Origin of the sequence: Paraburkholderia sp. BR10954, assembly GCF_040965775.1 — a bacterium.
Taxonomy (GTDB): domain Bacteria; phylum Pseudomonadota; class Gammaproteobacteria; order Burkholderiales; family Burkholderiaceae; genus Paraburkholderia; species Paraburkholderia youngii.
In genome coordinates, this window is sequence record NZ_JBFRCK010000030.1 from 67,984 (window position 1) to 81,448 (window position 13,465).

Annotated in this window: 14 protein-coding genes and 2 pseudogenes; 8 read left to right on the top strand and 8 right to left on the bottom strand. The window is 59.3% G+C overall.

The features are described from left to right. Positions 1-44 precede the first annotated feature (44 nt). The 5 genes from AB4Y34_RS31395 to AB4Y34_RS31415 all read right to left on the bottom strand — a co-directional run bounded on the left by AB4Y34_RS31395 (position 45) and on the right by AB4Y34_RS31415 (position 2,506). On the bottom strand, positions 45-503 hold the full coding sequence (locus AB4Y34_RS31395) for a MarR family winged helix-turn-helix transcriptional regulator (RefSeq protein WP_368718228.1): 459 nt from the start codon (positions 501-503) through the stop codon (positions 45-47). Between the two features lie 194 nt (positions 504-697). Beyond that, the gene (locus tag AB4Y34_RS31400) at positions 698-1,090 is read right to left on the bottom strand and encodes a VOC family protein (protein ID WP_368718229.1); all 393 of its coding nucleotides are present in this window, start codon (positions 1,088-1,090) and stop codon (positions 698-700) included. Between the two features lie 103 nt (positions 1,091-1,193). Further along, entirely contained in the window at positions 1,194-1,466 is a 273-nt protein-coding gene (locus AB4Y34_RS31405) for a hypothetical protein (protein WP_368718230.1), read from the bottom strand. 72 nt (positions 1,467-1,538) lie between these two features. Then, entirely contained in the window at positions 1,539-1,985 is a 447-nt protein-coding gene (locus AB4Y34_RS31410) for an OsmC family protein (protein ID WP_368718231.1), read from the bottom strand. 74 nt (positions 1,986-2,059) lie between these two features. Further along, on the bottom strand, positions 2,060-2,506 hold the full coding sequence (locus AB4Y34_RS31415; RefSeq protein ID WP_368718224.1) for an Ohr family peroxiredoxin: 447 nt from the start codon (positions 2,504-2,506) through the stop codon (positions 2,060-2,062). 692 nt (positions 2,507-3,198) lie between these two features. Here AB4Y34_RS31415 and AB4Y34_RS31420 point away from each other — a divergent pair. From AB4Y34_RS31420 to ggt, 3 genes are all read left to right on the top strand, one after another. Next, positions 3,199-3,903, top strand: coding sequence for an SDR family oxidoreductase (locus AB4Y34_RS31420; protein ID WP_368718232.1), 705 nt, complete (start codon positions 3,199-3,201; stop codon positions 3,901-3,903). An 83-nt stretch (positions 3,904-3,986) separates the two neighbouring features. Further along, positions 3,987-4,271 (top strand): hypothetical protein, encoded by a 285-nt coding sequence (locus AB4Y34_RS31425; RefSeq protein ID WP_368718233.1) that lies wholly within the window; start codon positions 3,987-3,989, stop codon positions 4,269-4,271. Between the two features lie 703 nt (positions 4,272-4,974). After that, entirely contained in the window at positions 4,975-6,702 is a 1,728-nt protein-coding gene (gene ggt, locus AB4Y34_RS31430; protein WP_368718234.1) for a gamma-glutamyltransferase, read from the top strand. Here ggt and AB4Y34_RS31435 read toward each other — a convergent pair. Both AB4Y34_RS31435 and AB4Y34_RS31440 read right to left on the bottom strand, forming a co-directional pair. After that, complete coding sequence (locus AB4Y34_RS31435; RefSeq protein WP_368718235.1) at positions 6,696-6,929, bottom strand: hypothetical protein; 234 nt, start codon at positions 6,927-6,929, stop codon at positions 6,696-6,698. The genes ggt and AB4Y34_RS31435 overlap by 7 nt on opposite strands. Before the next feature lie 571 nt (positions 6,930-7,500). Next, positions 7,501-7,794, bottom strand: a complete 294-nt coding sequence (locus tag AB4Y34_RS31440) for a dihydrodipicolinate synthase family protein (protein WP_368718236.1) — start codon at positions 7,792-7,794, stop codon at positions 7,501-7,503. 158 nt (positions 7,795-7,952) lie between these two features. Between AB4Y34_RS31440 and AB4Y34_RS31445 the strand changes: the two genes are divergently transcribed. Continuing rightward, entirely contained in the window at positions 7,953-8,087 is a 135-nt protein-coding gene (locus tag AB4Y34_RS31445; protein WP_368718237.1) for a hypothetical protein, read from the top strand. A 34-nt stretch (positions 8,088-8,121) separates the two neighbouring features. Here AB4Y34_RS31445 and AB4Y34_RS31450 read toward each other — a convergent pair whose 3' ends face one another. Then, entirely contained in the window at positions 8,122-8,478 is a 357-nt protein-coding gene (locus AB4Y34_RS31450; RefSeq protein WP_368718238.1) for a dihydrodipicolinate synthase family protein, read from the bottom strand. Between the two features lie 84 nt (positions 8,479-8,562). Here AB4Y34_RS31450 and AB4Y34_RS31455 point away from each other — a divergent pair. From AB4Y34_RS31455 to AB4Y34_RS31470, 4 genes and pseudogenes are all read left to right on the top strand, one after another. Beyond that, positions 8,563-8,805, top strand: a pseudogene (locus AB4Y34_RS31455) (transposase); the annotation flags it as partial. Between the two features lie 270 nt (positions 8,806-9,075). Then, the gene (locus AB4Y34_RS31460; protein WP_368593039.1) at positions 9,076-10,020 is read left to right on the top strand and encodes a GlxA family transcriptional regulator; all 945 of its coding nucleotides are present in this window, start codon (positions 9,076-9,078) and stop codon (positions 10,018-10,020) included. A 382-nt stretch (positions 10,021-10,402) separates the two neighbouring features. Beyond that, the gene (locus AB4Y34_RS31465) at positions 10,403-13,198 is read left to right on the top strand and encodes a PAS domain S-box protein (RefSeq protein WP_368718239.1); all 2,796 of its coding nucleotides are present in this window, start codon (positions 10,403-10,405) and stop codon (positions 13,196-13,198) included. After that, a pseudogene (locus tag AB4Y34_RS31470) lies at positions 13,198-13,404 on the top strand (response regulator); the annotation flags it as partial. The gene AB4Y34_RS31465 and the pseudogene AB4Y34_RS31470, both read left to right, overlap by 1 nt. Between the last annotated feature and the right edge of the window lie 61 nt (positions 13,405-13,465).

Here is a 13,465-nt window from a genome sequence, read left to right on the forward strand (position 1 = left end):
TGATTGTTCATGACGGACGCCGCTGCATTACAACGGTTAAGTGCTCACTCGTCGCTCTGCACTGACTTGATAAGATTGTTGCGCAACGTCACGATCGCCGTCTGAATTTTCGCGAAATCGTCGGGCGCGAACCCCGTCTGAACGGGGTCCAACTTCATGGCACGTTCGCGCAAGCGTCGGCCGTTCTTCGTTAGACTAACCCGTACCTGGCGCTCATCACCGGGATCACGTTGCCTTTCAAGATAACCCATTGCCTCGAGCTTCTTCAGCATCGGCGTAAGTGTGTTGGATTCAAGAAACAGCTTGCTGCCAAGACCGCTGACGGTCTGGTTGTCTTCCTCCCACAACGCAATGATCGCAATGTATTGCGGGTAGGTGAGCCCGAGCTCGTCGAGTATCGGCTTGTACGCCTTGCCGAAAGCGAGGTTCGCGGAGTAAACCGCAAAGCACAAGTAGTTAGAGAGCGTCAGATCTTCGAGTGCCAGTGCATCCTTTGATTTCACGTTTATCCCCTTTGGCTGGAGCAGATGTCGCATAGACATTATATCGCACGCGATTATATCGCAATGGTATGTATACCACAGCGGTGCCTCGCAAAGCACAGCGCCGTGGGAAGTGCCCGGAGACGGCCATTCTGCATCGTTGATATCGCCCGGCCCGCCCCACCCTGCCGCTTAGGGGCCTCCCGATAGATACGTCAGGCCGGAATCCGATGGAGAGCACAGAGCTTGTTGCCGTCCGGATCGCGCAAATATGCGAGGTAAAGGCCGTGTTCCCCTGACTGGCGAACGCCCGGCGCCGCCTCGTCTGATTTTCCGCCGTTGGCGACCCCCGCGGCATGCCATCGGTCGACCTCCTCTGGCGACTGGCAGTTAAAGCCGATCGTTCCACCATTCGCAGCAGTTGCAGGCTGACCATTGAGTGGCTGGGTGACAATAAAAAGCCCCATGTCGGTACGGTAGACATAGCGCCGACGCTGCGCGTTGTCGTCGGTGACGCCCTCACCATATTGAAGAACGCCGAGCACGGCATCGTAGAACCGCTTTGCTTTTTCAAGGTCGTTAGTGCCGACCGCAACATGACTGAACATTGTCTGCATTTCCCTTGGTGAATAAACGATGAACCGCCCAATCCTGCGGCCGTCGCGAAGAAGCAACCACGCGGCGCAACGGCCCAGAGGCGGAGGGCACGACTTAGTGGTGCTCGAGCAGGTTATCGCGCGGCGAAACGGCAACTCGGCGGCCCGCTTGCGACAGTCCGGAGACTGCACCGCCATATGCCTTTTCCTGGCTGGTTGCGTCCTGCCGTTCGGCTGCAATGGTTCGCAAGCTCTGACCGCTTTGCGAAGCGGGTGCGCCAACAGATGGCTTATAGAAGGGTGCGGGGCCATAGCCACTGGCGTACGCAGGTGCGGTGATGGACGCCGAAACGGCGACGAGCAATGCAAAGATGAGCTTGGTCTTCATGATGGGAATTCCTGAAAAAGATGTGTTGGTGACGGGCACGTGTTCCGGCGGGGAAGCGCGTGCCCAGTCGGGTTACTGCGTGACGATGTTTGTGGCGATTTCGATGTTGCCGTGTACGGACTTCGAGTACGGGCAGATCTGATGGGCCAGATGCGCGATTTTCTCAACGACTTGCTTTTCCACACCGGGAACGCGGATGTCGAAATTGGCGCCGAGGAACCATGCGCTACCGGTCTGACCAATGTTCACCTTGATGTCCACGGAATAGTCAGACGGCAGCGTGACCTTCTTCAGTTGGGCCGCCATCCCGAACACCGTGGTGTAGCAGGCCGACCAGGCGCCGGCAAACAGTTGCTCGGCTCTCGGGTGGGGATCAGTGCCGATGAACTCGACGTCTTCGACGCCGGGTGCTGTCAGCTTGAGGTCGTAGGCGCCAAACTCACCGGGCTGGACATTGGGATCGCGGTTGACGGTGGCGTGGGAATTGCCTGCAGCGAGGACTTTTTCGATCTTTTCCATGATGGATTCCTGTGTCTATGAGGGTATCAAGCGTATTTAAATCGTGCGAGATGTAATCGTATGCGCTGTATCAGTTACGCTGTGACGACGTTCAGGGCGACCTCGATGTTGCCGTGCACAGCCTTCGAGTACGGGCAGATCTGGTGGGCGCGGTTCGCGATCGCCTCTACGACTTCCGTTGCCAGACCGGGTGCGCGGACGGTGAACTGGGCGCCCAGGCAAAATCCGTTGCCGACCGTTCCGACACTGACCTGGATGTCCACGGAATAATCGGGAGGCAGGGTGACCTTCTTCAGCGAGGCCGCAATCTCAAACGCGCTGATATAACAGGCCGACCACGCGCCCGAGAACAACTGCTCGGCTCGCGGGTGCAGCTCGGTGGCGAGGAAATCGCGGCCTTCGTCGTTGAGCGCCGACAGCTTGAGGTCAAGCACGCCGTGCTCGCCGCGCTGGAGATCGGGGTCGTGATTGAACCTGGCGTTGGAGTTGCCCGAAAAGAGGACTTGATCAATCTTGGTCATGATGGATTCCTGTGTGAAAGAGGGAGTCAAGCGCTTTATATCGCATGCGATGTAATCGCTTGCGTTGCATGATGGAGAAAGATGCTCCCCGTGTCAATCGCAAAAGATTTAATCGCATACGCTATACCGATAGGTGCAAGAGGATCACCCGCAGCTCCGATGATTTCGCCTGACTAGACCAGCCGACCCTTAGACCTACAAGCCATCGTGTCACCTAGTCGGTCGTCGGCCGATGATGTGACTCGTGTGGGTAACGAGGGCTATCCGTGCAAGCAAGCTGTTCACTCAATCGCACGATGTCTCCCGCAACATTGGGGTCAGTTAGCGACGCGTCACTGGCGCTGGTGATGTAGGCGTGCCAGCGACGTCGCGGCCGTCTGCGGACAGGCTTCCCCCAAAGGACAGGCGGCATTACGAACTGTCCCCCTCCCCGAAACCGTCAAGAAAACTCCCGCAGTCGCTTGACACTATGATTTTCATAGTTATATGCTGCAGCATTGTCGAATGCGAAGCGAGAAAAGTCGCAAATCATCCGACAAAAGCGATCCGACGGCGGCTGCGCGACGCGATTAGCTGTTGCGCAGAAATGCACGACACAATGTCTCGGTACGCGAATGCAGCCTTGTTACCACCGGATCGCAGACGCGCCGCGAGGCGACGCGCATGCGATTCTTTATGCGAAAGGAAAGATTGTGAAGATCGAAGATAGTGTTGTTTTCGTGACGGGCGCGAACCGTGGGCTTGGCCTGGAGTTCGCGAGACAGGCCCTCCAAAGAGGGGCGCGGAAGGTGTATGCGGGCGCACGCGACCCCGCCAGCGTCACGCTGCCGGGCGTCGTGCCGGTGAAGCTCGATGTGACCGATCCAGCGGCCGTGGCCGCGGCCGCAGACGCGGCCCGTGACGTCACGCTGCTGATCAACAATGCGGGCATCGCACGGGTCGGTAGCCTGATGGACGACGGTGCGCTCGACGCGCTGCGCGACCATTTCGAAACCAATGTGTTCGGCATCCTGGCGCTGTCAAGAGCGTTCGCGGGCGGCCTTGCCGCCAACGGCGGCGGCGCAATTTTGAATGTGCTGTCTGTCGCGAGCTGGGTGAACAGGCCTATCTTGTCTGCCTACGGCGTGTCGAAGTCGGCCGCGTGGGCGCTGACTAACGGCCTGCGCCAATCGCTGCGCGAACAGCGCACTCAGGTCGTTGCGCTGCATGCCGGCTTTATCGACACGGAGCTTGTGCGGGGATTCGAGGTTCCGAAGGCGACCCCGGCCGACGTTGTGCGCCAGGCATACGAAGCTATCGAGGCCGGCGCGGAGGAGGTGTCCACCGACGACTTCACTCGGCAGGTGAAGGCCGGGCTGTCGGGGGGCAACTATTTGAACGACACAGCGCCACGCTAGTGGCGCCGAAGCGGACCGGTCGCGCCGCAAGCGACGTCAATGCGGTCTAGCTGGCATCGCATAGGCAACAGGCAGCAGCGGGCTTGGCGCACGCGATTGCCCGAACCATGGAGTACATCCACACGCATTCCCCCGAGGAAATTGCGGACAAGATCCCAAAGGACTACTACGGTGGAGACAAGCCGCTCTATGTACAGGCGCTGAAGTCCACCATGGCCATGTACACGCCCGATGGAAAAATGCCGGCGGGAGGGCCAGAAAACGTCCTGAAGGTCTTGTCGACCATCAATCCGGCGATCAAGGGTAAGCGCATTGACCTGGGCCATACCTACACCAACGAGTTCGTCGCCGCGCTCAAGGCGTCGTGAACTCTTCAGTGACTAATGAACGAACCGAAGGTTAATGGCCACTGAGTTACCTCATGCGCCCGGGCGAACAGTTCGGGCGTGAGGATCCAAACCAGAGGTGCTACCGCTCAGTCGTGCCGTTTTCCGCAAATCGACGCTCCACTGGATTTTTTGGCGAACCGCCAATTCCCACATTCACTGTGGACCGTTTATCCAGTGACCGTTTGGTACGCGAAGCCGCCTCCTGAATGTCCAAATGGCGTGCTCAGCGAACGTCCCTTCATGGCCGTACTCGGCCGAATCAGCCGGGTACCAGTTTGCGGCCATTGCAGAAGACTGGGGGAGCGACGCGACCCACGGTCCCGCCGGACGAGCGGGCGACCCTCCCACTGCGCCATTCCCACTTCGCCAAAAGTTCTCTGAGTTGTTGCGGTTACGCGTCCGCCCCTCCTCCACGTGGTTCCGTGCGCACAGCGATTCGCCACTTTATCTGGCGCCGTCAACTTGCGTTCGAAGACTTTCATCAGTTCCTCGAAAGCACTTCTGCAGCCCCTATATGCACCTCCAAATGCTTTGGGGCCTAAGGCGAGCGGACTTGGCAGGCTATTGGGTCCCAACCGCCATGAGACGGATATGGTGCGCTTCGCAAACAGGCAGTTTGCGTGTTATAAGCCCATAGCGGATTACTTCGTCGCATCAATAAGACCGAAATGGAGGATGCACCGTGAAGCTGATCGACAAGGCAAAGCTCTCGATGGCCGGCGTGGCGCTGGTCTCGCTCGGCGTTTGCACCGGATTTCTTGAAACCTCGCCGGCGTATGCGAAACCTCCGGCGGCGAGGCCGGCTGTTCTTACCGCGTCCGCGATCGCGGTCGCCGACAAGTACAGTGCCGACGCCGCCGAACAGATCTTCAAGGAAGGCGGCAACGCCGTCGATGCGGCGGTAGCGATCGCGTTCACGCTCGCGGTCACCTATCCGGAAGCAGGCAACATTGGGGGCGGTGGCTTCATGACGCTTTACGTCGACGGCAAGCCGTATTTCATCGACTATCGCGAGCGCGCGCCGCTCGAGGCGACGAAAACAATGTACCTGGACAAAGACGGCAACGTGATCAAGGGCAAGAGCCTGTACGGGTACTATGCCGTAGGTGTGCCGGGCACGGTCGCCGGCATGTGGGAAGCGCACCACCGCTTCGGCAGGCTGACGTGGAAGCAGGTGCTCGCGCCCGCGATCAAGTATGCGCGCGACGGCTTCGAAGTCGATGAGCAGCTCGCGAAGCGCAACGAAGACGCCTCGAAGGAATTCGAAGGAAAGACCAACTTCGACAGGTACTTCGGCGGCATGAAGCAGGGCGTCAACTTCAAGCAGCCGGAGCTTGCCGCGGTGCTCACGCGCGTCGCGAATCAGGGTGCGAAAGAGTTCTACAACGGCAAGACAGCCGACTTGATCGCCGAGTCGATGCACGGCCACGGCCTGATCACGAAGCGCGACCTGCAGGAATACAAGGCCGTGTGGCGCCAGCCAATCGAGGCGAACTGGAACGGGTACCGGGTGATCACCGCGCCGCCGCCGAGCTCGGGCGGTGTCGGTCTCGTGCAGCTGCTGAAGATGAAAGCCATTCTGAAGCCAAAGTTCGAAGGCGTCGAGCTGAATTCGGCGCAATACATTCACCTCATCGCGGAGATCGAGAAGCGCGTGTTCGCGGATCGCGGGCAATATCTCGGCGACCCAGGCTATTACAAGGTGCCGGTCGCGCAACTGATCGACGAAACGTACCTCGCGAAGCGTGCCGCCGAAGTGAATCCGGACACGCCATCGGACACGAAGAGCGTGCAGCCGGGACGCGGGACGTCGATGCCCGAGAAGGCCGAGACAACGCATTTCTCGGTGGTCGACAGATGGGGTAACGCGGTGTCGAACACCTACACGATCAACGGCTATTTCGGCTCAGGTGTCGTCGCGGAAGGCACTGGCATTGTGCTGAACGACGAGATGGACGACTTCTCGGCGAAGCCGGGTGTGCCGAACATGTTCGGCGTGGTGGGCAGCGACGCGAACGCGATCAGCCCGAAGAAACGTCCGCTGTCGTCCATGACCCCGACCATCCTGACGAAAGACGGCAAGGTGTCGCTAGTGATCGGTACGCCGGGCGGCTCGCGCATCTTCACGTCGATCTTCCAGGTGATCACCAACATCTATAACTTCCAGATGCCGCTTGGAGATGCGGTCGCCGCGATGCGATTCCATCACCAGCTGCTGCCACCGAACACGATCTTCTGGGAGCCGTACAAGCCGATCGAGGGGGACCTCGCGAAGCAGCTCGAGGCGAAGGGCTATGTGCTGAAGGGCCAGGACTTCAATGGCGACATTCAGGCGATCAAGATCAACGACGACACGCCGGAAGCGGCTGCGGATCCGCGCGGGCGCGGTGTGGCGCGTGTGATTCACTGAACGCGCAGCAAGGTGCCGGGTGAAACAGGGAACATGACCGGAGAGTCGGCATTAACCAGGCAGTTGAGCGTCTCGTGGCTGGCGATGAGCCGCTTTCTCATCGACATGACATCACTTAGGGATGAGCCGCTCTCCCGCTGATGGGACAAGGCTGTTGCCATGAGCCAACGGCCCGGCTGCGAGGATGCTGCAGCCGGGCCTTCCGAGCGGCTTGCTACCTTGATCATATGTGGAACATGACCAGTCTGAATTACGCTGCACCGCCGCATAAGTTAGGGCGCATCGACCGCTGTTTCTAATGAGGGTGTTCGTCGCCCGAACAAATCAAACCTCGTTGACCGTCGTGACACTCAGTGGGTCACCGAATGTATGAGGCTGTATGGAAACAGTCGGCGCACGGACCAATTTTGAATTCACTGCGCCCCGAGTCACGGTCGATACCCTCCTGGTCCATTAGGTGACACCGGGACCAAGGATAGAGCGCTAGAGCAGAGATTGCGCTTTACCCTGCTTTGAGGCCCGCCCGTTGCCTCAAGCGCCCGCCACGTGTATGGCCTTCATCGTTTTCGAGAACCTAGCTTTCGGGCCGGAGGTTCGCATGCCCCTACCCGGGGTAGTGTGAGTCGCGTCTCGACCGGCAGCACGCGACCCACTCCAGACGTTCGGACTGATGCGAGGTCAACGGCTGCTTCCAGAGTACAACGGCCATGCCGCCAACTCGATTGGCGGGTGCTCAGCCCTACATGCTGACGAACTTTCATCCTCCGGAGGCCGCAATCCGCGCCGTCGAAATGACATTCAACTTCTATTCCGATAAGGGTGCGCGGTTCGCTCAAGCAAACCCGACTCGATCAAGGCGGCGCGCACACGTTCGATTTCACCGGCGTCAAGTTTCAAGAGCGGTGGCCTTACCGTTGCGCTCCTGAATTGTCCCAAGATGACGAGCGCCTCTTTCATGCGGTTGTGCATGTCGAGAAAAGGCGGCGCGTAAAAGGCTTGCTGCAACGGGTAAAGACGGTCGTTGACCGTGCGTGCAGCGACCAAGTCGTTGCGCTGTACCGCCTCGAACAGTTCGACCTGTTGAGAAGCCACAACACTGCCCGCACCCGCACCCGATAGCAAACCCCTTGCACCCCGTCACGAGCGAGCTCATCAGCCACGAGCTGTTCGTCGATAACACGTTGACCGGACGGTCGAACTGTTGAAATGTTCGCACATTGCGCTCGTGGACCATCGGTTCGGACCAGTCCTTGATCGCGCGTATCGTCGGCACAGCCTCGAACATCGCGAGCATCGTGTTGAACGAATACGCGAGGCCGCTTGCCACCGAATACTGGAACGCAATGAGCGGCAAACTCGATGCATCGGCGATCAGCCTGAAATGATTGATCACCATTTCGGGCCGCAATTGCCCGCCCATTACCATCGTCGGCTGCGGAAACACGAGCAGGGCCGACGCACCGGCCTGCTCCGCTGCCCGGGCGATGCACGCAGCCTCCAGCGCGCCGTCAGCGAATATACGCCGCAAATGATGGGCACCATGTTGCCGATCTCGTCAAGTGCCAGATCCAGGATCCGGCGCTGCTCGTCGAACGTGCATGCGCTCACCTCCGATGCATGGCCGTTGACTGTTATTGCAGACGCGCCGCGGACACCGCCCAGACGCCGCAGGTGATCCGCGGCACAGCGTTCGTCAATCGCGTAGTCTTCAGAAAAAGGTAGCAAGGACGCCGGGATCAGCCCCGCCGGCGTCCAGTCCGGAGAAGGCGTCGTCATCGTGTCCTACTTCCTATGAGAGTGGGTGTGCGGCGGTCGCGTTGCCGCCTGGAGACTCCGGCGCTCACAACCTTGTTCGCGGCCCTGGAAGCCATGCAACGTCGTCTTGACCGCAAGCCCGACGTAATGACCATCCGCAGAAGCACTGTCGAGCATGTCTTCGGCACGCTCAGGCACTGGATGGGTGCTACTCACTTCCTGACCCGAACGCTGGGGCGATTGAACACCGAAATGAGCCTTCGGATGCTGGCCTACAACATCAAACGCGTCGTAAATATACTTGGGGTTGCTAGAACGATAAAGGCGTTGAAGATGGTTGGAGCCTGACGCCCCGAGGGGCGTTCTCGCGCTTGAGACGGTACGCCAGCCCAGATTCGACCTGATCGAACGCGAATGACCCGAAGTGGAAAAAGCGGTTCCCACACATCCTCGGCCGGTTGCCGCGTTCAGGACCGTCATGCGTCGATCCAATAGATGCGTCCCGGAAGCTACGAATAGGTAGGAGCATTCCTGAATCGGCGCGTCCGGAAAACGTAGTTTATACGTCCTTTCAGGCATCGACCAATTGACCGTATAAATGCCGGTAAGGAGGCAGCCATGCCGACAATTGCGTTCGTGGTGTTCGACGGATTCTACTCGATGGCGCTCGCTGCTCAGTCGGTGTTCGAGTTCGCGAATGTGGAAGTCGACAAGCCTTTTTATGAAGTTTTTAACGTGTCCGAACGGGGTGGCCCGGTACGCTCCTCAAGCGGTCTTGCGTTACTGACTGAGGCAATAGACCATCGCGTGTTTGATACGGTCATTTTTGCGGGCAGCAATCCGGCCGATATCGGACCGCCGCCGGGACTGCTGCAATATGTGCGCCGCAGTGCCGAAACAGCACGTCGTACTGCTTCCGTCTGCACGGGTGCGTTCGTGCTTGCGGAAGCTGGATTGCTCGACGGCCGCCGCGTGACCACGCATTGGTATCACGCCCACGAGCTGCGGACACGATTTCCTTCTGTCACGGTAGACGACGACCGGATCTTTATCGAGGATGGACTAATCTGGACCTCGGCCGGGATGTCGGCCGGCATCGATCTTGCGCTCGCACTGGTAGAAAACGATCTCGGCGCCAACCTGGCGCGAGCGGTTGCGCGCGACCTTGTTGTTTATCACTGGCGCACAGGTGGACAGTCACAGCACTCGGCGTTGCTCGAACTCGAACCAAAATCCGACCGCATTCAGGCAGTGCTGACGTACGCAAAGCAGAACCTTAGGGAGCCGCTTTCAATCGAGCGTTTGGCGGAGGTCGCGCGGCTGAGCCCACGACAGTTTAGCCGCGCGTTTCGCGAGGAGACGGGGCAAACTCCGGCAAAGGCGGTTGAGCGACTGCGGCTTGAAACAGCACGCCTGATGCTCGAGGAGAGTCGGCACACAGTCAATCAAATTGCTGCTGCAAGCGGCTTTTCCGATCTTCGTAGAATGCGGGAGGCATTCCTCCGTGTGTTTGGGCAACCACCGCAATCGTTCCGTCGCAATGCCCGTGCGACAGCGTCGTGACCAGCCGGTTCTGGAGACTGACAGTGTTGGGAGCGCGTGTGCGCGACGCACACGCCCACTTTCAGTCGCAACGAGACTACATCGTTCCGTCTCGCTCAGGCTTCGCTGATTTGGGCATGCGAAATAAATATCTGAAACGCAATGCAAGCAACTTCAACGCGCTCGATTCCTCGATTCCTTACGTTGCGCTGCTCGACGCGCAATTCGGTCGCCATCGTCGGAACAATGCCTGAAGACAACTGGCGTTCGCCATATAGGTAATCCTGCTTCTACATATCCAGCGGGTTGGGACAAGCTCGTGGGCGCCCGGAATCCCACCCGCGGTCCGATCTCCGAAAGTGAAAAAGCTCGCACGGCCACATGCCTTCGGGAAGGGAACGCAATGAAAACTGAGCTCAGTCGTGTTGTGGACGAACTCCCGGGCCTGGTATGGTCCGCATTACCCGACGGCCGTATTGAATTCGTCAACCGACGCTGGTGCGAGTATACGGGGCTTTCCGTAGATCAGGCGTCGCGAGATGGCTGGCAATCCATCCATCCCGACGACCGCTCCGCGCTGCTCGAATCCTGGCGGGCAATCGTCGCTTCTGGCCAATCAGGCGAGGCGCAAGCACGAATGCGACGCTGCGATGGCACATATCGCTGGTTTCTGTGCCGCGTGAGTCCCGTTGTCGATGCAGCGGGTGAAGTCGTGAAGTGGTGTGGGATCAACGCGGATATCGAGGACAGTAAGCAAACCGAAGCCGCACTACGGGCACAGGAGGCGCGCTTTCGGCTGATCGTATGCGGTCTGCCTACTCACGTGATTCTGTTCACGCCGGAGGGGAAGCTATCTCACGCCAACCGTCATACACTTGAATATACGGGCGCGACGCTTGACGAACTGAAGCAGTGGGTTAGCAAAGATTTTACCCACCCGGAGGATCGACAAGCGAGCATTGCCCGATTCTACGCGTCGATTAGAACTGGCGAGCCTTACGATTCTGAATCCCGCCATCGCCGTGTCGACGGCGTTTATCGATGGTTTCGCGTGCAAGGCTTTCCGCTGCGCGATAACGAGGGGCGAATTGCCCTTTGGTACTTCCTGCAGACAGATATCGACGACCGCAAGCAGGCGGAGGCGCTGCTTACAGGCGAGAGGCGCCTGCTCGAAATGGTCGTCATGGGGCAACCTTTACCTGTCGTTCTCGATGACCTGTGTCGGTTGGTCGAAGAGATCACGAGCGATTGCATTTGCAGCATTTCACTGATCGATCCCGGCGACATGACCTTCCAGCCAGCGGGTGCGCCGAGCGTCTCGTCGATCTTTACCCATCCTCCAACTGGCACCCCCGTCCGCGTTGACGCTGGGCCTAGCGACATGGCCGCGGTCCTCAAGGAACCCGTGATCGTATCCAATATCGCATCGGACTCACGTTGGACACCGGCATGGCGCGACCTGAGCCTTGCGCATGGCGTGAGCGCGTGCTGGGTGACGCCGATTCTCTCCCGCACACACCAGGTGCTGGGAACCTTCACCCTGTTTCGGTCGGAGCCCGGCACCCCTACTCCGTTTCAATCCGATCTGACAGCAAGACTTTCATGCCTCGCGAGCATTGCGATCGAGCGTGCGCGGAGCGACCTCGCACTGGAGAGGAGCGCGGAACGTTTCCGCACGATCGTCGACACCACACAGGAATGCGTGACGATCCTCGCCAACGACGGAACGGTGTTGTTTGTCAATCCAGCTGGACGCCGCACATTGGGATCGACGCGCGCGGAGGACGCAATCGGAAAGTGCTACTTCGATTGCGTCGTTCCCGAGCATCGCGCGCGATACGTCGAGTTCCACAGAAATGTCTGCTCAGGCAAGGATGATTATCTGGAATTCGACTTCATCACCGTGCGCGGCGAGCGAAAGCATCTGCAAACCCATGCCGCACCGTTGCACGACAGCGACGGAGCGATCGTGCAACTGAGTGTGACGCACGACATTACAGCCCGCAAACTGGCGGAGGAGCAACTGCGCAAGAGTGCCGCGCTGATGGCCAACGTGGAAAGGCTCAGTCTGAGCGGAAGCTTTTGCTGGCGTCCGGAGACTGGCTCGTTCACATGGTCAGAACAGCTCTATCGCATCTTCGGCGTCGAGCCAGGGGTGAAAATCACACTGGACATGATCACTGCCCGGACTCATCCAGCTGACCTTCATCTTCTTCATGAAATGATTGAGCGCGCGCAAGGCGGCAAACACCTCGAATTCGAACACCGTCTACTGCTGTCCGACGGCTCAATCAGGAATGTGCGTATACAGGCTCACGCCACGCGTGACCCGCAGGACTGGCTTGACTATGTCGGCGCCGTCCATGATGTCACCGAGCGGCGACGGTCCGAAGAAGTGCTCTCCAGCCTGCACGCCGAGTTGGCCCACGCGAACCGGGTCAACAGCCTGGGGACGCTAACAGCCTCGATTGCTCATGAGATCAACCAGCCTTTGGCCGGCATCATGACCAACGCCAGCACCGGCCTGCGGATGCTGAGCGCGCAGCCGCCCAATATCGAAGGCGCGCTCGAGACCGTGCGGCGCACGATTCGTGACGGGCACCGCGCGTCGGAGGTCATGACACGTCTGCGTGCTCTGTTCAGCAAGAAAGCCGTCCCGACCGATGCGGTCAACCTCGTCGAAGCCGCGAATGACGTTATCGAGCTACTGCGTTGCGAGATCCGTACGAGACGGATAGTGCTACGACTGGAAACAGCCGACAACCTTCCGCCCGTTACAGGCGACAGGGTTCAGCTCAAGCAGGTGGCGTTGAACCTGCTTCTGAACGCCATAGAGGCGTTGGATGGCGTCGACGACCGTCCGCGGCACGTGCTGGTCAGGATCGAACGCGACGATAACAACTCCGTGCAGCTTGCCGTGTCCGATTCGGGCGTGGGCTTTGACCCGCAGCAGGCCCGCAAGCTCTTCGATGCGTTCTACACGACCAAACGGGAAGGTATGGGCATCGGTCTGTCCGTGAGCCGCTCCATTATCGAAAGCCACGGTGGCCACCTGTGGGGCACCTCCAACGAGCGGTTCGGCGCCACGTTTTCATTTTCCATCCCGTGTCGAGTGGAGCACATGGCGGACATAGACCGTTCCGATGAGACACGCATGCCCGCACGGCCGGACAAGGAACTGATCTTGAGGAACCTGTGATGGCCGAGCGCTCGCTTATTGCAGTGGTCGACGACGATGAGTCGGTACGTGAATCGCTGCCCGACCTGTTGAACGAATTCGGCTTTGCAGTCCGAGCCTTTACTTCGGCGAAGGAGTTCCTCCAATCTGACTGTGTCGCCGCAGCGCACTGCCTGATTCTCGATATCGCCATGCCAGGTATGTCCGGCGTGGACCTGCAGCGCGAACTGCGGCGGCATGGGCGAAATGTTCCGATCGTCTTCATCACGGCGCAAGGAGACGAAACCC

Coding starts and splice junctions, on each gene's coding strand:
- AB4Y34_RS31400 (WP_368718229.1), bottom strand. CDS start 1,090: ATGTTCAGTCATGTTGCGGTCGGCACTAACGACCTTGAAAAAGCAAAG.
- AB4Y34_RS31405 (WP_368718230.1), bottom strand. CDS start 1,466: ATGAAGACCAAGCTCATCTTTGCATTGCTCGTCGCCGTTTCGGCGTCC.
- AB4Y34_RS31410 (WP_368718231.1), bottom strand. CDS start 1,985: ATGGAAAAGATCGAAAAAGTCCTCGCTGCAGGCAATTCCCACGCCACC.
- AB4Y34_RS31415 (WP_368718224.1), bottom strand. CDS start 2,506: ATGACCAAGATTGATCAAGTCCTCTTTTCGGGCAACTCCAACGCCAGG.
- AB4Y34_RS31435 (WP_368718235.1), bottom strand. CDS start 6,929: ATGATCAAGGTAGCAAGCCGCTCGGAAGGCCCGGCTGCAGCATCCTCG.
- AB4Y34_RS31450 (WP_368718238.1), bottom strand. CDS start 8,478: ATGACGACGCCTTCTCCGGACTGGACGCCGGCGGGGCTGATCCCGGCG.
- AB4Y34_RS31460 (WP_368593039.1), top strand. CDS start 9,076: ATGCCGACAATTGCGTTCGTGGTGTTCGACGGATTCTACTCGATGGCG.
- AB4Y34_RS31465 (WP_368718239.1), top strand. CDS start 10,403: ATGAAAACTGAGCTCAGTCGTGTTGTGGACGAACTCCCGGGCCTGGTA.